This is a genomic window from Clostridium sp. HMP27, from assembly GCF_000765165.1.
In the GTDB taxonomy this organism is placed as follows: domain Bacteria; phylum Bacillota; class Clostridia; order Clostridiales; family Clostridiaceae; genus Clostridium_AK.
In genome coordinates, this window is record NZ_JMFY01000021.1 from 25,335 (window position 1) to 42,451 (window position 17,117).

Sequence of the window (17,117 nt, forward strand, 5' to 3'; positions counted from 1 at the left end):
CTATGGAAACTAATAAAAATGTAAAAACCGTTCAAAAGACAGGGGGATTTCTAGGTTGGGTGGAAAGAGTAGGGAATAAAATCCCTCACCCATTTATGCTATTCATAGGTCTTATTGTATTGATATGGGTGATATCTGTAGTTTGTGGAATGACTGGTGTTCAAGTAACAGATCCTGTAACTAACAAACCTGTTATTGCCAAAAATCTTTTATCAAGAGAAGGCATAGTATTTATGCTGGAAAGCATGATTAAAAACTTCACAGGTTTTGCACCACTTGGTCTTGTTCTTACCATGACACTTGGTATTGGAATGGCAGAACATGTAGGCTTTATGGGAACTTTCATGAAAGAAACTATAATGGGAGCTTCTCCTAAAGTAATAACATTTGCAGTTGCAGTAATTGGTATATGTGGAAATATAGCATCAGATGCAGCCATTGTAATAATTCCACCTATAGCGGCAGTTATATTTGCGTCCATGGGAAGGCATCCAATAGCAGGTATTGCTCTTGGGTATGCTGCCACTACAGCGGGATTTAGTGCAAACTTAATTGTAGCTGGTACAGATGCTCTACTTGCAGGGATTTCTACAGAAGCAGTTCATTTAGTAAATAAAAACATATCTGTAACGCCTGTAGATAACTGGTATTTCATGTTTGTATCAACTTTCTTACTGGCAATTATATGTACTATAGTTACAGAAAAGATTGTAGAACCAAGACTTGGGAAGTATACAGGAAAGAAACAAGTTGAAAATAAACCTTCAACACCTGAAGAAAAGAGAGGTCTTAAAAAAGCTGGAGTTGCTGCGCTTATATATATAGCTATAGTAGTTATTGCAGTAGTTCCCAAAAACGGATTGTTAAGAAATCCTAAAACTCATGGAATTATTCCATCACCATTTTTAAATTCAATCATTCCATTACTATTATTCTTATTTGTCATAGTATCTGTAATATATGGAAGAGAAGTAGGCAAAATAAAGACTTCTGGAGATATTCCTAAATTTATGTCTGTAGCTATAAAAGACATGGCATCTTATATTGTACTTGTATTTGTTATAGGACAATTTATAGCGTACTTTAACTGGAGTAACTTGGGATATATTTTAGCTGTAAATGGAGCCAATGCATTAAAGGCAGCCAATTTAACAGGTGTTCCATTATTCGTATTATTTATTCTACTTACTGCATTTATAAATCTATTTATAGGCAGTGGTTCAGCAAAATGGGCATTACTTGCACCGATATTTGTGCCAATGTTTTATATGCTTGGTTACCATCCAGCATTAACACAGCTATTTTATAGAATAGGTGATTCAACTACTAATATAATATCGCCATTATTCCCATACTTCCCAATCGTATTAGGCTTTGTAAACGAATATGATGAGGAAGCAGGGGTAGGAACAGTTCTATCAACCAGTATACCGTACAGTTTAATAATGCTCGTTGCATGGATTATATTTGTAATGATATGGTATGCACTTGGATTGCCAATAGGACCTGGAGTAAGTGTTAAGTAATAAGATTTTCAATATAAGTTTTATCAAATTTAGTCGATAATAATAACTATCAAGAATGTTAAAAGTTTTTAAATCCTCAAGTACTGATTCGATTATCAGCACTTGAGGATTTAAGACTAGAGATTGAAAATTGGAAATAGGGATTGTTATAATGGGGGGATTATATATGATAAATTTAGATACAAGTTCTAGAGTCAGTGTACAGCTTGATTCTATGATAGAGGATATTACTGAAGGGATAATTAACATAAGAAGAGAAATTCATAGGCATCCTGAACTTGGTATGAATGAGCATAAGACGGCTAAGATAGTTGAGGAAAGTCTGAAGGGATTAGGACTTGAAGTTGAAACTGGAGTGGGAAAAACTGGAGTGGTGGCGCTTTTAAGAGGGAAAGAAAATGGAAAGACAATTCTTTTAAGAGCTGATATGGATGCACTTCCTATAGATGAACAGGCAGATATTCTATTTAAATCACAGGTTCCAGGAGTGATGCATGCTTGTGGGCACGATGTTCATACTTCAATTTTGATAGGAACAGCCAAGGTGTTATCTCAAATGAAAGATGAAATAAGAGGCAATATAAAATTTGTATTTCAGCCTGCGGAGGAGTGCAATCCAACAGGTGGTGCAAATTACATGATAGAGGATGGCGTGCTTGAAAATCCTAAAGTAGATGCGGCAGTAGCACTTCACGTATGGGATATTCCAGTGGGTAAGGTGGCACTGAAAACTGGAGTTATGATGGCTCAATCTGATAGAATATTTATAAAGGTTAAGGGGAAAAGTGCTCATGGATCGGCACCACATCAAGGAGCAGATGCGATAGTTGCGGCTGGACATGTAATTACTGCTCTTCAAACCATAGTAAGCAGAAATGTAAATCCACTAGACAGTGCAGTGGTGACACTTGGAGTTATAAGAGGTGGGTACAGATATAATGTAATACCAGATGGAGTAGAAATGGAGGGAACCGTAAGGACCTTTGCACCAGAAGTGGCAAACATGATGCCTGGTAGAATTGAAAACATAATAAAGAATATATGTGGGGCTTTAGGATGTGATTATGAATTTAAATATGTATTAGGATATCCGCTCACTTATAATGATAAGGAACTTACTAATGAAGTTATTGAAGGACTTAGAGAGTATATTGGAGAAGAAAATGTATTGATACCTGAAAGGCCAGCTACAGGGGCGGAAGACTTTGCTTTCTTTAATAATCATATTCCTTGTACATTTATGTGGGCAGGATGCAAGTCGGAGATAAATGAAAATTTTTGTGTATTACACAATCCTAATTTTGTTTGCGATGAAAGGGTTATACCAGTTGGGATTAAGGCAATGTGTGCTGCGGCACTAAAACTTGGTGATATTTAAAACGCAAAATTTGTATTTATTCAAATGGTCACTTTATAAAAAGTCAGCGTAGGCTGGCTTTTTTTATTGTAGCTAAAAATTGGACAGTAGAAATTCAAAATAGTTATGATTAAATGCCTAGTAAAATGTTATAATATAAGACGAACTAGAAATTAATAAAGCAAATTTTGGGAGTGAGTTATATGGATTTGAGAAAGTTACTTAATAAGGAACAGTATGAGGCAGCATCAACTGTAGATGGGCCACTACTCATCTTAGCAGGGGCAGGTTCTGGGAAAACAAGAGTACTTACATATAGAATTGCAAATTTAATAAAAAACTTAGATGTCTATCCTTCACAAATTCTCGCTATTACATTTACAAATAAAGCGGCTAAGGAAATGAAGGAAAGAGTAAAAAATATAGTTGGAAATGAAGCAGAAAATATGTGGATATCCACTTTTCACTCTACATGTGTAAAAATACTTAGAAGAGAAATAGAGAAGCTTGGATACAATAAAAACTTTGCTATATACGATAGCTACGATCAAAAGACGCTTATGAAAGAATGTATTAAGGAACTAAATATAAATGATAAGGATATAGATGAGAAACAAATTATAAATAAAATAGGAGAACAAAAGGATAATCTTATATCTCCAGAGCAATTTAAAAGGGAAAATGAAGGTAATTATAGAACTAATAAAATAGCAGATGTATACCTTTTATATCAAAAGAAGTTAAAGAGTAATAATGCATTAGATTTTGATGATTTGATATACAAAACTGTTGAGTTATTTAGAAAGAATTCAGATGTTTTAGAGTTTTATCAAAGAAAATTTAAATACATAATGGTAGACGAGTATCAAGATACCAATAAATGTCAGTACGAGTTTACAAAACTACTGGCAGCAGCTCATAGAAATATATGTGTTGTGGGTGACGATGATCAATGTATATATGCTTGGAGAGGTGCCGACATAAGAAATATACTAGATTTTGAAAAGGACTATCCTGAGGCAAAGGTTGTAAAATTAGAACAAAATTACAGGTCAACTCCAAATATTTTATATGCAGCTAATGGAGTTATAAAAAATAATAGCGAAAGAAAAAATAAAGCGCTTAGGCCCTATAATGAAAATATAATGGGAGAAAGTATAAAGGTATATAGAGCAGGTTCTGACATAGATGAGGCTCAATTCATATGCAGCGAAATAAAGAAAATAAGGGATGCTGAAAACAAAAGCTATAATCAAATGTCTATTCTTTATAGAACCAACGCTCAATCTCGTATATTTGAAGAAGTTTTTATGAGAAACCAAATACCTTATAAAATAGTAGGTGGACTTAGATTTTATGATAGAAAAGAAATTAAAGATATAATGGGATACTTAAGGCTTATAAATAATCCACTGGATGATATAAGTTTGAAGAGAATAATAAATGTACCTAAAAGAGGTATAGGTGATAGTACCGTTGATAAACTTCAAGAGTTTGCAGTTGATATGGACGAATGTATGTATAGTGTACTTTTAGATGCAGAGAATATTGGACTTTCAGCTAGAGCAGTATCTTCTATAAATAAATTTGTAGGACTTATAAATAGCTTTATAAGAAAAAAGGATGAAGTATCTGTATCAAAGCTTATTCAAGAAATTTTACAAACTACAGGATACATTGATGAACTTCAAAAATCTAAGGATATAGAAGATTTAACTAGACTTGAAAATTTAAAGGAATTAGTTTCTGCTGCAGTAGACTTTGAAAGTGGATCAGATGACAAGAGTTTATCCGCTTTTTTAGAGCAAGTGACACTAGTATCTGATGTGGATAACTATAGTGAAGATGTAGATGCTATAGTACTTATGACAGTGCATAGCGCTAAGGGATTAGAATTCGATGTAGTATTTATGGCAGGGATGGAAAATGGGATATTTCCAGGAGCTCAATCCATAAGTAATCCAGCAGAAATGGAGGAATCCAGAAGACTTTGCTATGTAGGAATTACAAGAGCTAAGGAAAGGCTTTATATGACTTCAGCATCTTCAAGAAGGGTATTTGGAAGATTTGTAAACTATCCAGAGTCGGATTTTATAAGGGAAATACCTGTGAATTTAAAAGAGGATATAGGCCCACGTAATTCATTTAATAGATATATGAACGAAAATAATAATTATATAAATAGAAATAACAGTCAGGTAAATACTAATATAACTAGACAAAATGTTCAAAGGGAAGCTGCTGCTGAAAGTAATAGTAATAAGTTAACTCAATTTGATGCAACTCCTGGGAAAAAGGTAAGGCATGGTAAGTTCGGAATAGGAACTATAGTAAGTGCAGTTAAAAGCGGAGAAGATGTAAAACTAACAATTGCATTTGATAGAATGGGAGTTAAAATATTGATGTTAAGTGTAGCTCCTTTAGAGGCGGTTTAGAGGAGGGCTAAGGCATGGAAAGTCTTGAACTAAAGAAAAGAGAAATAGAAGAACTTATAGAGGAACTTAATAGATATGCTTATGAATATTATGTATTAGATAATCCTTCTATATCCGATAAAGAATATGATAAAAAGTATGATAAGCTAAAGTTATTAGAAAAAGAAATAGGACACATATTGCCGTATTCTCCAACTCAAAGGGTTGGAGATGTGGTGCTGACCCAATTTCAAAAATATACTCATAAGGCAAGACTTTGGAGCCTTGATAAAGCTCAAAGCATTCAAGAATTAAAGGATTGGCACAATAAAAATATTAAGGCCGTAAATGATTATAATTCAATTCATGAGGAAAAGCTTCCAGAGATTACTTATATAATCACAAAAAAGTTTGATGGACTCAGTATAAATTGTACTTATGATGAGTCTGGGGTGTTATCTAAAGCTGCAACTAGAGGTACTGGTGAAGTTGGGGAAGACATAACAATGCAGGCTAAGACTATCAAAACATTACCATTAAAAATAGATAATTATAGCTTGATTGAAGTTCATGGAGAAGCTATAATGACTAAGGATGCTTTTGATGAATATAATAAAGAAGCCTTAGCTCCATTAAAAAATTTAAGAAATGGGGCAGCGGGAGCATTGAGAAATTTAGACGTAAGGGAAACTGCTAGAAGGAACCTTTCAGCTTTTTTCTATGATGTAGGATATAATGAGGGCAAACCTTTTGAAAGCTATACTGAAATGATGAATTTTATTAAAAACATGGGACTTCCTATTGATAATTATATAAAGGCTTGTAAAAATGTAGATGAAATTCAAGAAGAAATAGCTTACATAGAAAGTGTTAGAAATGATTTAAATTATGACATAGATGGAATAGTTATTGCAATTGATGATGTTAAAACAAGAGAAGTTTTAGGATACACTATTAAATTTCCTAAATGGTCAATAGCTTATAAATTTGAAGCAGAAGAAGCTTCAACTACATTATTAGATGTGGAGTGGAACGTAGGCAGAAGTGGAAGAGTAACTCCTACAGCATTGCTAAAACCTGTAGAACTTGCAGGAGCCACTATAAAAAGAGCCACATTAAATAATATGGATGATATAAAAAGAAAAGGTGTAAAAATAGGCTGTGATGTATTTATTAGAAGATCCAATGACGTAATACCTGAAATAATGGGAGTTGTAGAAGAAACTTTATCTAATGGGAAAGAGATAGAGACACCAAGTGAGTGTCCATATTGCGGCAGTGAGCTTATACAAGAAGGTGTGCACTATTTTTGTGAGAATACATTATCTTGTAAACCTCAAATGGTAAAAAGTATAGTTCATTTTGCAAATCGTGAGGGAATGAACATAGAAGGTTTTAGTGAAAAAACTGCAGAGCAATTTTTTGAAAAACTTAATATAAAATCAATTGCTGATTTATATAGAATAACTAAAGAGGAATTGCTTACTTTAGATAAGTTTGGAGAAAAGAAGGCTCAAAATATACTAAATGCATTGGAAAAAAGCAAAAGACCAGAATTATCTTCATTCATATATGCATTAGGTATTCCAAATGTAGGGAAAAAGACTGCAAAGGATTTAGTAAAAAGATTTAAAAGTTTAAGAAACATAATTGATGCAAACTTTGAGGAACTTATATCCGTAGAAGATGTAGGGGACATAGTTGCAAGAAGTGTAATAGATTTTTTTAATCAAGAGAAAATAATAAAAAGCATTGAAGAATTATTAAGTCTTGGCATAGAACCTATATCAGATGATTTGGAAGTAATGGAACATAGTGTGTTTTCAAATAAGACAGTGGTAGTTACAGGAGCTTTACAAAAATATAGTAGAAACGAAATAAAAGAAAAACTAGAAGCTTTAGGAGCAAAGGTATCTGGCAGTGTTAGTAAAAAAACAGATTATGTACTTGCAGGTGAAGATGCAGGATCAAAGTACGACAAAGCTGTGGAACTTGGAATAAAAATACTTAACGAAGAGGAATTTGAAAAACTTATGGAAGATCAGGTATAAAAGAAAAGGTATATGAGAGAAACTGGAGGAGAATAAAATGAGGAAAACAGTAGATGTGCTAGGATGGGGGTTTGTTTTAATAACTACGTTAGCATTAATACTTACAATATTAACAACTTATCAATTTGTTTATATAAAGTATTTTTATGGTTATTATGCTTTACAATGGTGTATTTTCTTTACAATGTTGGTATGGAGCATAAAACTTATAGATTTTAAGGGTGGACTAACAAATAAAGTATATCCTTTAATATGTATATTTTTTGCTGCAGGAAGTATATTTTTTATATTTATGAATGTACAATAATTTAAGCCAACCTTGCATATAATGTATGAGGTTGGCTTAAAATGTTATATGGTATATAATTTGTATTTTTTATGATACAATATAAGAGTTTAAAAAAATTTAATGTAGAAAGAGAGGGAATGTAAATGGCTGTTTCTAAAAAAGATGTGGAATATGTAGCTGAACTCGCTAGAATAGAGCTTACAGAAGAGGAAAAAGAAGGTCTTCTTGTGGATTTGAATAATGTTCTAAATTATATGGAAAAGTTAAATGAGCTTAATACAGATGACACTGATATAATAGTTAATCCATACTATATCGAAAACAAATTTAGAGAAGACGAAGTAGAGGAATCTATGAATATAGAAGATGTAATGAACAATGCTCCAGAAAGATTAGAGGAGTATATAAAGGTTCCAAATGTAATAGAAAACTAAAAATTGCATTTTAAAAGGAGGGAACAGATATAATGGAATTATATAATCTTACAGCCCATGAGCTGAAAGATAAAATTAAAACTAAAGAAGTAAAAGTTGAAGAAGTAGTACATAGTTATTTAAATAGAATAGAAAAAGTTGATTCTACTTTAGGCTCATATCTATATGTGGCAGGAGAAGAAGCTTTAAATAAGGCAAAAGAATTAGACAGTAAAATAGCTAGTGGAGAAGAACTTAAAAGCCTTACAGGAATTCCTGTAGCTATAAAAGATAACATAAGTGTAAGAGGTATGCAAAATACTTGTGCATCTAAAATACTTGAAGGGTATAAGGCTCCTTATGATGCTCATGTTATAGAGAAAATAAAAGAGCAAGATGGAATAATACTTGGAAAATTAAATATGGATGAGTTTGCAATGGGATCGTCAAGTGAAAATAGTGCATATAAGTTAGTGAGAAATCCTTGGGATACAGATAGAGTACCAGGAGGTTCTTCAGGAGGGAGTGCGGCTTGTGTTTCAGGACTTGAGGCGCCATTAGCTCTTGGAACAGATACTGGTGGTTCAGTTAGACAGCCAGCAGCTCTATGTGGAGTAGTTGGACTAAAACCTACTTATGGAAGAATCTCTAGGTATGGGGCAGTGGCCTTTGGATCTACATTAGATCAAGTAGGAATAATTTCAAGAGATGTAGAGGATTCTGCATTGTTAGCTCAAAATATTTCAGGATTAGATAAGAGAGACTTTACAACAGCTCCTATAGAAGTTATTGATTATTCTAAAGCTTTATCTAAGGATTTAAGAGGTAAAAAAATAGGTATCCCAAAAGAGTTCTTTGGAGAGGGACTTAGTGATGAAGTTAGAAAAACCGTGGAAGAAGCTATAAAGGTATTAAAGGAAAATGGAGCGGATGTAAAAGAATGTTCACTTCCTTTAACTGATTATGCTCTTGCGGCTTATTATATAATTTCTAGTGCTGAAGCTTCATCAAACCTTGCAAGATTTGATGGAATAAGATATGGATACAGAACAGAAAACTCAAAAAATGCTGTAGATATCTATTTCAAATCCAGAGATGAAGGATTTGGATCAGAGGTAAAGAGAAGAATAATGCTTGGAACTTATGTTTTATCGGCAGGGTACTATGATGCTTATTATAAAAAGGCACTAAAAGTTAGAAACTTGATAAAGCAAGATTATGAAAGAATATTTAAAGAGTTTGATGCAATAGTATGTCCAACTTCTCCAACACCTGCATTTAAGATAGGAGAAAAATCAGATAATGTTATGGAGATGTATTTATCTGATGTATATACTGTGCCAGTAAGTGTAGCAGGGCTTCCAGCTATCTCAGTACCATGTGGAATAGTAAATGGATTACCAGTAGGACTTCAAATAATAAGTAACTACTACAGAGAAGATATATTATTTAATTTAGCATATAGTTTTGAACAATCAACTAATTGGCACACCATGAAGCCAAGTATTTAATTAATAGTTGGTATTTAGGGCTTTTAAGAATTGAAAAAAGGAGTGGAAAAGATAGATGGAATTTGAAGCGGTAATAGGTCTTGAAGTTCATGCAGAACTTTCTACAAAGACTAAAATATATTGCGGATGTACAACTGAGTTTGGTGGGAAACCAAATACTCACGTATGTCCAGTATGCTTAGGCCTTCCAGGCTCACTACCACAGTTAAATAAAAGGGTAGTGGATTATGCTATAAAGGCAGGATTAGCTCTTAATTGTTCTATAAATCAGGTAAGCAGAATGGATAGAAAAAATTACTTTTATCCAGATTGTCCTAAGAACTATCAGATAACTCAAGATGAAATTCCAATATGCAGAGATGGCTATATAGAAATAGAGCTTGAAAGTGGAGAAAAGAAAAAGATAGGTATTCAAAGAATACATATGGAGGAAGATGCAGGTAAGTTACTTCATACAGGTAATGGAACATTAGTAGATTATAATAGAGCAGGAGTGCCTCTTATAGAAATAGTATCAAACCCTGATATTAGGACACCAGAAGAAGCAACCTTATATCTTCAAAAGCTTAGAAGTATATTATCTTCTATTGAAGTATCTGATTGTAAGATGGAAGAGGGTTCTTTAAGATGTGATGGTAACATATCTGTTATGCCAAAGGGCAGCGATGTATTTGGAACTAGGGTTGAGATAAAAAACATGAATTCATTTAAAGCTCTTGAAAAAGCTTTAAGATATGAATATGATAGACAAATTGAGGCTAATAAAAATGGAGAAAAGATTGAGCCAGAAACAAGAAGATGGGATGAATCGAATAATGTAACTATAGTTATGAGAAATAAAGAGCAAGCAAATGACTATAGATATTTCCCTGAAGGAGATTTGGTAACTCTTAATATATCTGATGAGTGGATAGAAGAGGTTAGAAAAACGATACCTGAGCTTCCACATGAGAAGCAAGAGAGATTTGCTCGCGAATATGGTATTCCTAAATATGATGCATCAGTTCTTACGCTAACTACAGCTATGGCAGAGTTCTTTGAAAGTACTGCGAAGCTATCTAATGACGCTAAGGCAACGTCTAACTGGCTTATGGGGGATATTTCAAGAATAATAAATGAAAAGGCTATAACTATAGCAGAAGTTAAATTTACTCCAGAACATTTATCAGAACTTATAAGGCTTATAGGCGCAGGGACTATTTCAAATAATATAGGTAAAAAAGTTATAGAAGAAATGTTTGAAACAGGAAAGTCTCCAAAGGTCATAGTAGAAGAAAAGGGACTAGTACAAAATAATGATGAGGGAGCTATACTTGAAGTGGTTAGAAAGATAATAGCAAATAATCCTCAATCTATAGAAGATTTTAAAAATGGTAAAACAAGAGCTATAGGCTTCTTAGTAGGGCTCGTAATGAAAGAAACTAAAGGTAAAGCAAACCCTCAAATAGTAAATAAACTTGTAAGTGAAGAAGTAAGTAAAGCTTAATAAAAATTCCCCATATAGGTTATGGGGAATTTTTTTATTTAGTAACTTCTTCTTGAGTTTGTAAGTCTTTAGATGAATCAGGAACATTAAACTTTTCACATAAGTTGTGCATATGCACGTTTAACTTTTCTAGCAAATAATTTTTATATTTCAATTGATTATATACCTGCTGTAATGTTACAAATCCCCATACAACTACAAATATTAATATGCACATAGATATTATAGCAAGTATTTCTAATGCTAAAATCATATAAATTTCCCTCCAGTAGATGAAAACTTGTAATAAAATTATACCATAGAAATAAATTGTAACCTATAGTAAGTTATTTTGGAAATTAATATTCCTCTAGTTCATATAATATTAATAATCAATATTTGGGGGGAATTAATGAGGGATAAATTTTACAAAGTTTATTTTAAGTTAATACAAGCAGACGAAAATAAAGCTATTTCAATTCTAAATAGGATAAGTACGGATAAAATATTTCATAATTTAATTAAGGTATGTTGGAAGAATAATATACAATATCGTGTTGTTTTAAAAAATAATGAAATGCTTATGATGTATTTAGAGGGAAAAGAAGATAGTGTTTTTTTTAACTTTTCTAAAGAAAAGATGATATTTGAGGAAACATTTGAATGTTTTTTAACACAGGCACTAAAATATAATGCTAAAAAATCTATATTTATAACTATCGGTATATTTGAAAATAAAATAATAAAAAGTCCCACTTTAGTTATCCATAGAAATATAAAACTTATAGATAGATATACATTTATAAGACATCAAGTAGGATTGTCAGGAGATATTTGCAGCAATTTAAAGGAGAATAATTTTAAGTTTTATAGATATTTACCGATTTATTAAAATAAACAAAATATATATTTTGTTTATTTTTTTTTGCTTGGGTAATAATTATTAATAAGTAAAGGAGAGAGTAAAATGAAAAAAATTATAGCAATAGCTATAACAATATGTATTTTATTAAGTGGATGTATAGAAAAAAAACAAAGTTTTAATGAAAATGTATTAAATAAAGAGTACATAACCTATGCTGTGATAAATATGCCTAAGTACTTAAATATGAAAGCTGCTTATGATGATAATTCGCTGGAAATATTAAATTCTACATTTGAAGGGCTTGTAAAAAAGGATGATGAGGGAAATATAGTCCCAGGTATTGCAGAGAAGTGGGAAATAAGCAAAGATAAAACTACTTATAAATTTTATATAAGAGACGATGCATATTTTAGCAATGGAGAACCTATAACCGCAGAAACCTTTAAGGTGTTCTTTTCTGAACTTTTAAATAAAGAAACTGATAATCCTTTAGAATATGAATTGTTTTGCATATTCGGTGCAGAAACTTATAAAAATGGCAAGGTTGATTTTAGCAATGTAGCTATAAATAGTATAGAAAATAATATTCTTCAAATAAAACTTAATAGTCCTTGTAGCTTTTTTCTGGAGTTACTTGCTAACCCTATATATGGGATAAGGGAATTGGATGATAAAATTAATAATTGGGGAATTAACTATTCTACTTTAAAGTATTCAGGACAATATATAATAAAAGACATAAATGGTGATGAGATAAATCTAGTGCCTAATGAAAAGTATTGGGGAATTACGCCAAGTAATAAGATAAAAATTGTTAAGGTTGAAAGTGATGAAGATGCACTTGTAAATCTTCAATTAGGAAAAGTTGATTTATTTAAAAGTGAGCATTTGAGTAGTATAGGAAATATACTAGAAGATCCATTAAAGAATGAATCTTATAAGTTTCAATATTTAGTATTTAACTTAAAGGAAAATAAGGTCCCATATAACGTAAGAAAGGTTATAAAAGAAGTCTTAAACAAAGAAAAAATTTATAATGAATTATTGAAAGATGAAGCTGCACCTATAAATGGATTTATGAATTTACAGCAGAAGGGTAAAAATGGGACTAAAAACAATGCAAGCAATATTGAGTTAGATATCAAACCTACGTTGAAATTTATATTTAAGGATACAGTAGAAGATAAAAAGGTAGCGAGTTATTTAAAGTCTAACATAGAGAAAAAATCAAATATAACTATAGAATTAAAGGAATATAGCGAGGATGACTTTTTTAAACATATAAATAATGGTGAGTATGATATGGCCCTTATGAAATATGGTAAAGAGTATGATAATGTTATGAGTATATTTGAAAAGTTCACTTATAATAATCCTTTTAATTATTCAAGATATAATAATTCTTTATATAATGGATATGTGAATTTACTTAGAACAAATAAAGATACTAATAAAAAAGGTGAGCTACAAAATAAGTGTTTTGAGATATTAGAAGAAGATATTCCTGCAATCCCCTTATATTCAAATAATATATATGTTTATAAAAATAAATATATTGAAGGATTAAGGTTGAACTATAAATTCTATATAAATTTCGAGTCACTTTTAATAAATAAAAATATAATTTAAAAAAGCTCCTCCTAATTTATGGGAGGAACTTTTTTTGTAGATTCCTTTTCAATGTAATAACCGCATTTTTCATTGGTAATTACACAATTGGAGGCACTAAGTATAGTATTAAAAGTACATATTCCGTCTCTTTCATACATACAGTTTTCAGAACAATTTATGTTCATCATAGTTATTACCTCCTATACAAAGGGTGGTTAATAAGAGGAAAATTAGTTGTACTGTAGGGTGATTTTAGTATGTGTATTTATATATAAAATATTTTATAAAAATAATTACTTAATTACCATAAAATTTAAAATGCCTCATGATTATTTAAAAATATATATAAGAAAAATATAAACATATTTTTTTCGCTATAAAATGAATCCTTAGGAGTTTTAAATATACCTTTTCGTTCACTAAATTTTATTTCCTTTAAGAATACAGGTGATATTTCTATGCCATCTGGCGTTGGTATTGAATGCATTTTAAAGTTATCTTCATCAAGCAAGTCTTCGCTATTTAGTGAAAAGTTAATATACCTTTCTCTATCATCTAATGAAGGCGCTTCAGGCCAACTTAATATTATGCCTGATTCAACTAACTGCTTTTTAAATACATTCAATAAAATACGATTTCCGCTGGATTCTGAATTAGAATTTCCCTCGCTAAAAAACTTGTTATAAGCAAGTAAGGACATTATATATAAGTTAATTTCTTCTGCAGAGTAAACCATTTTATCCTTATCTGTATCCTTTATAAACAAACTTAAATCCTCATTGTAGAGACTCAAAATGCTCTCGTATATACTACTATACAAGTCTTTGAATTTTAATATGCCTGTATTTTTATAGAACATTATATAGTTAAGAGAACATAGACATTGATTTTCAAAATTACGTTTCTTTTGTAATATTGTGTATTCTTCATAGTTTTCTTGGATAAGTTCTAATAAATCCAATAGTATGCATTTTATATCTTCGTCTTTATAATATTCATACATTATATTGAATCCCAAGGCTAATTTTATTATTTCATCCATGTCTAAGTTGTATAATTCATCTTTATAGTTCTTAAACATATTTAGAATATCTAGTGAAAAGTTTTTAAATTCTTCACTATCTTTATCTTCATAAAGAGAAGCTTTGTAAAAAGCAGCCATTAAAAAGCTTTGGTCAGAAAATTTAAATTCAGCGTATTTGCTTTCAAATTTTAATTCATTTTCATCTTCAGGCGTTATATTAATTTTATCTACGAATACCCCATTCTCATCTCTTAAGTAAGAAAAGTAAAATTGGAGTTGTCTTTTAGTGAGTTTTGCATACAAACCACAATGGGAATATTTCGATTCGTCTAGGTCTTTAAATTTGGAATAGTAATCTGATAGTTCTAAAAGTGCTAAAGACATAAATGCATTAGAGCTTATTAATACATCCTTTTTTAATTTTTTAATATCCCAAAGTAGTTTGCCATCTGTGCTTATTTTAGGATCAGCTTTTTTATATATACATATAAGTGGGTATGAACCTTTAATTAAACTCAGTTCGCTCTGATGAAGGTTCTTTATTTTAAAGTCCTTGCGTGAAGTTGTAAGCCCTCCTCCAGTGTGTAACACGATATGTTTCATAGCTTCTTTTGATAAATGAAATAGTTGATTCTTAATATTTTGTTCGGTCAAACTATTAATTCTAAGGAATGGTCCCATATACCTCAATTTAACACCTACTCTAAAATTAATCCTTATATAAATAATATGAGTGAAAGTGCAAAATGTTGATTATTTATTTTAAACTGTGGACATTTAATTTATATGTAGGTAAAATGAAGAATATAATGACAATTATGTAATGTAAATAGGTGGTGGAATTTATTAAAATGAATAAAAAATTAGTTGTTGCAAGTAATAATACACATAAAATAAGTGAAATAAAAGCTATATTATCAAAATTAAATATAGAAGTAATTTCGCTAAGGGAAGCAAATATTGATATTGATGTAGAAGAAGATGGTATAACTTTCATAGATAATGCACGAAAAAAGGCACAGGTAATATTTGATATGCTAAAAGGGGAGGCTATGGTACTGGCAGATGATTCAGGTATAGCTGTAGAGGCCTTAGATGGAGCTCCTGGGGTGTTTTCAGCTAGATTTGCGGGAGAACATGGCAATGATAAAAGAAATAATCAGAAGCTGTTAAAACTAATGGAAGGAAAGCAAAACAGAAAAGCTAAATTTGTATGTGCCATGGTACTCTTTATAAATGGAGATAATGTGATTGAAGTACAAGGGGAAGTTCATGGTGTGGTTGCTGAGGAAGTTAAGGGGAATGAGGGATTTGGATATGATCCGATATTTTATATACCTCAATATGCAAAAACCTTTGGAGAACTTAGTTCAACTATAAAAAATACTATGAGTCATAGAGCGCAGGCCTTAAATAAACTAGAAGATGCCTTTAAGGAATATTTACAGGGGGAATAAAAAAATTGCTAATAGGAGTTGTAAGTGATACACATAGGCATACATGGATTATAGAAAGAGTTATGGAGAAGCTTCAAAATATAGATATACTTATTCATTTAGGGGACAATATTCAAGATGTGAAAGATTTTAAGAAGTATTATAATGGAGAAATCATAAATGTAAAGGGAAATTGTGACTATTCTACAAGTGTACCTGCAGATATAGTAACCGATATAGCAGGCCATAAGTTCTTAATAACTCATGGACATTACTATGATGTAAAACATAGTCTAACTAGATTGAAGTTCAAAGCATTAGAACTTGGAGTAGAAGTAGTTTTATTTGGGCATACTCATATATCTCAAATAATATACGAAGAGGGTATATGGTTTGTGAATCCTGGAAGTCCCGTTATCGCCAGAGATGGATTTAATAGTGTGGCAGTAATAGAATTAGAAGATAATAAAATAAATGCTAGTATAAGAGCTATAAAATAAGACTTGATTTTCTTAAAAACGAGTATTTTTTCAATGAAAATTGAATTTATTTAAAGCCCATAGGCATTGATATAACTAGCATGAAGTGTGATTTTAATAAAAAAACGTGAAAAAATATAAAAAAACTTGAAAAAAGGTGTTGACGGATTTAAGATTATCATGTAAAATAATTTATGTCGTCAGGAGCGAGCGAAACAAGCAAAAGCTTCTGAAGAATAACGGGGTGTAGCGCAGATGGGAGCGCGCGTGGTTTGGGACCATGAGGTCGCAGGTTCAATCCCTGTCACCCCGACCATAAAACCTGCGGGTGTAACTCAATGGTAGAGTGCTAGCCTTCCAAGCTAGTTACGAGGGTTCGATTCCCTTCACCCGCTCCAAATATGCGTCTTTAGCTCAGCTGGATAGAGCAACGCCCTTCTAAGGCGTGGGCCAGGGGTTCGAATCCCTTAAGACGCACCATATGGTGGATGTAGTTCAGTTGGTAGAGCGCCAGATTGTGATTCTGGTTGTCGAGGGTTCGAGTCCCTTCATTCACCCCATACTGGGATGTCGCCAAGCGGTAAGGCACGGCACTTTGACTGCCGCATTCGTAGGTTCGAATCCTGCTATCCCAGCCATGGTTCACTAGCTCAGTTGGTAGAGCACATGACTTTTA

General features: G+C 31.7%; 15 protein-coding genes and 5 tRNA genes. 17 read left to right on the top strand and 3 right to left on the bottom strand.

The window, feature by feature from the left end:
- Positions 1–2 precede the first annotated feature (2 nt).
- The 8 genes from DP68_RS11720 to gatB all read left to right on the top strand — a co-directional run bounded on the left by DP68_RS11720 (position 3) and on the right by gatB (position 11,047).
- Positions 3–1,526 carry an AbgT family transporter gene (locus DP68_RS11720; protein WP_035309727.1) on the top strand — a complete coding sequence of 508 codons (1,524 nt, stop codon included), beginning with the start codon at positions 3–5 and terminating at the stop codon, positions 1,524–1,526.
- 166 nt (positions 1,527–1,692) lie between these two features.
- Positions 1,693–2,904 (top strand): amidohydrolase, encoded by a 1,212-nt coding sequence (locus DP68_RS11725; RefSeq protein ID WP_052085772.1) that lies wholly within the window; start codon positions 1,693–1,695, stop codon positions 2,902–2,904.
- 182 nt (positions 2,905–3,086) lie between these two features.
- A complete protein-coding gene (gene pcrA, locus DP68_RS11730) occupies positions 3,087–5,318 on the top strand; it encodes a DNA helicase PcrA (protein WP_035309729.1) in 2,232 nt (743 codons plus the stop codon).
- 14 nt (positions 5,319–5,332) lie between these two features.
- Entirely contained in the window at positions 5,333–7,348 is a 2,016-nt protein-coding gene (gene ligA, locus DP68_RS11735; RefSeq protein WP_035309730.1) for an NAD-dependent DNA ligase LigA, read from the top strand.
- A 37-nt stretch (positions 7,349–7,385) separates the two neighbouring features.
- Positions 7,386–7,655 (top strand): hypothetical protein, encoded by a 270-nt coding sequence (locus DP68_RS11740; protein WP_035309732.1) that lies wholly within the window; start codon positions 7,386–7,388, stop codon positions 7,653–7,655.
- Positions 7,656–7,780: 125 nt separating this feature from the next.
- On the top strand, positions 7,781–8,071 hold the full coding sequence (gene gatC, locus DP68_RS11745) for an Asp-tRNA(Asn)/Glu-tRNA(Gln) amidotransferase subunit GatC (RefSeq protein WP_035309733.1): 291 nt from the start codon (positions 7,781–7,783) through the stop codon (positions 8,069–8,071).
- Between the two features lie 32 nt (positions 8,072–8,103).
- On the top strand, positions 8,104–9,561 hold the full coding sequence (gatA, locus tag DP68_RS11750; protein ID WP_035309735.1) for an Asp-tRNA(Asn)/Glu-tRNA(Gln) amidotransferase subunit GatA: 1,458 nt from the start codon (positions 8,104–8,106) through the stop codon (positions 9,559–9,561).
- 55 nt (positions 9,562–9,616) lie between these two features.
- Positions 9,617–11,047 carry an Asp-tRNA(Asn)/Glu-tRNA(Gln) amidotransferase subunit GatB gene (gene gatB / locus DP68_RS11755; protein WP_035309737.1) on the top strand — a complete coding sequence of 477 codons (1,431 nt, stop codon included), beginning with the start codon at positions 9,617–9,619 and terminating at the stop codon, positions 11,045–11,047.
- Positions 11,048–11,081: 34 nt separating this feature from the next.
- Here gatB and DP68_RS11760 read toward each other — a convergent pair whose 3' ends face one another.
- Positions 11,082–11,300 carry a hypothetical protein gene (locus tag DP68_RS11760; RefSeq protein WP_035309739.1) on the bottom strand — a complete coding sequence of 73 codons (219 nt, stop codon included), beginning with the start codon at positions 11,298–11,300 and terminating at the stop codon, positions 11,082–11,084.
- A 138-nt stretch (positions 11,301–11,438) separates the two neighbouring features.
- Here DP68_RS11760 and DP68_RS11765 point away from each other — a divergent pair, with 138 nt between their 5' ends.
- Positions 11,439–11,918 carry a hypothetical protein gene (locus DP68_RS11765; RefSeq protein ID WP_035309741.1) on the top strand — a complete coding sequence of 160 codons (480 nt, stop codon included), beginning with the start codon at positions 11,439–11,441 and terminating at the stop codon, positions 11,916–11,918.
- Between the two features lie 75 nt (positions 11,919–11,993).
- Entirely contained in the window at positions 11,994–13,520 is a 1,527-nt protein-coding gene (locus DP68_RS11770; protein WP_035309744.1) for an ABC transporter substrate-binding protein, read from the top strand.
- 11 nt (positions 13,521–13,531) lie between these two features.
- Here the strand turns inward: DP68_RS11770 and DP68_RS19625 are convergent, their stop codons facing one another.
- A complete protein-coding gene (locus DP68_RS19625; protein WP_186429399.1) occupies positions 13,532–13,690 on the bottom strand; it encodes a hypothetical protein in 159 nt (52 codons plus the stop codon).
- Positions 13,691–13,815: 125 nt separating this feature from the next.
- Positions 13,816–15,216 carry a hypothetical protein gene (locus DP68_RS11775; protein WP_035309745.1) on the bottom strand — a complete coding sequence of 467 codons (1,401 nt, stop codon included), beginning with the start codon at positions 15,214–15,216 and terminating at the stop codon, positions 13,816–13,818.
- 161 nt (positions 15,217–15,377) lie between these two features.
- Here DP68_RS11775 and rdgB point away from each other — a divergent pair, with 161 nt between their 5' ends.
- From rdgB to DP68_RS11810, 7 genes are all read left to right on the top strand, one after another.
- On the top strand, positions 15,378–15,983 hold the full coding sequence (rdgB, locus tag DP68_RS11780) for an RdgB/HAM1 family non-canonical purine NTP pyrophosphatase (protein ID WP_035309747.1): 606 nt from the start codon (positions 15,378–15,380) through the stop codon (positions 15,981–15,983).
- A 5-nt stretch (positions 15,984–15,988) separates the two neighbouring features.
- Positions 15,989–16,462, top strand: a complete 474-nt coding sequence (locus DP68_RS11785; RefSeq protein WP_035309748.1) for a metallophosphoesterase family protein — start codon at positions 15,989–15,991, stop codon at positions 16,460–16,462.
- Between the two features lie 219 nt (positions 16,463–16,681).
- A tRNA-Pro gene (locus tag DP68_RS11790) sits at positions 16,682–16,757 on the top strand.
- An 8-nt stretch (positions 16,758–16,765) separates the two neighbouring features.
- Positions 16,766–16,839, top strand: a tRNA-Gly gene (locus DP68_RS11795).
- 5 nt (positions 16,840–16,844) lie between these two features.
- Positions 16,845–16,921: transfer RNA gene (locus DP68_RS11800), tRNA-Arg, on the top strand.
- A 4-nt stretch (positions 16,922–16,925) separates the two neighbouring features.
- Positions 16,926–17,001: transfer RNA gene (locus tag DP68_RS11805), tRNA-His, on the top strand.
- A gap of 3 nt (positions 17,002–17,004) precedes the next feature.
- Positions 17,005–17,079: transfer RNA gene (locus DP68_RS11810), tRNA-Gln, on the top strand.
- The last annotated feature ends 38 nt before the right edge of the window (positions 17,080–17,117 follow it).

Bases quoted from the DNA above. Each gene is read 5' to 3' on its own strand.
- DP68_RS11760 (WP_035309739.1), bottom strand. From the start codon at position 11,300: ATGATTTTAGCATTAGAAATACTTGCTATAATATCTATGTGCATATTA.
- DP68_RS11740 (WP_035309732.1), top strand. From the start codon at position 7,386: ATGAGGAAAACAGTAGATGTGCTAGGATGGGGGTTTGTTTTAATAACT.
- gatB (WP_035309737.1), top strand. From the start codon at position 9,617: ATGGAATTTGAAGCGGTAATAGGTCTTGAAGTTCATGCAGAACTTTCT.
- DP68_RS19625 (WP_186429399.1), bottom strand. From the start codon at position 13,690: ATGATGAACATAAATTGTTCTGAAAACTGTATGTATGAAAGAGACGGA.
- DP68_RS11720 (WP_035309727.1), top strand. From the start codon at position 3: ATGGAAACTAATAAAAATGTAAAAACCGTTCAAAAGACAGGGGGATTT.
- pcrA (WP_035309729.1), top strand. From the start codon at position 3,087: ATGGATTTGAGAAAGTTACTTAATAAGGAACAGTATGAGGCAGCATCA.
- gatA (WP_035309735.1), top strand. From the start codon at position 8,104: ATGGAATTATATAATCTTACAGCCCATGAGCTGAAAGATAAAATTAAA.
- DP68_RS11725 (WP_052085772.1), top strand. From the start codon at position 1,693: ATGATAAATTTAGATACAAGTTCTAGAGTCAGTGTACAGCTTGATTCT.
- gatC (WP_035309733.1), top strand. From the start codon at position 7,781: ATGGCTGTTTCTAAAAAAGATGTGGAATATGTAGCTGAACTCGCTAGA.
- rdgB (WP_035309747.1), top strand. From the start codon at position 15,378: ATGAATAAAAAATTAGTTGTTGCAAGTAATAATACACATAAAATAAGT.
- DP68_RS11770 (WP_035309744.1), top strand. From the start codon at position 11,994: ATGAAAAAAATTATAGCAATAGCTATAACAATATGTATTTTATTAAGT.
- DP68_RS11765 (WP_035309741.1), top strand. From the start codon at position 11,439: ATGAGGGATAAATTTTACAAAGTTTATTTTAAGTTAATACAAGCAGAC.
- ligA (WP_035309730.1), top strand. From the start codon at position 5,333: ATGGAAAGTCTTGAACTAAAGAAAAGAGAAATAGAAGAACTTATAGAG.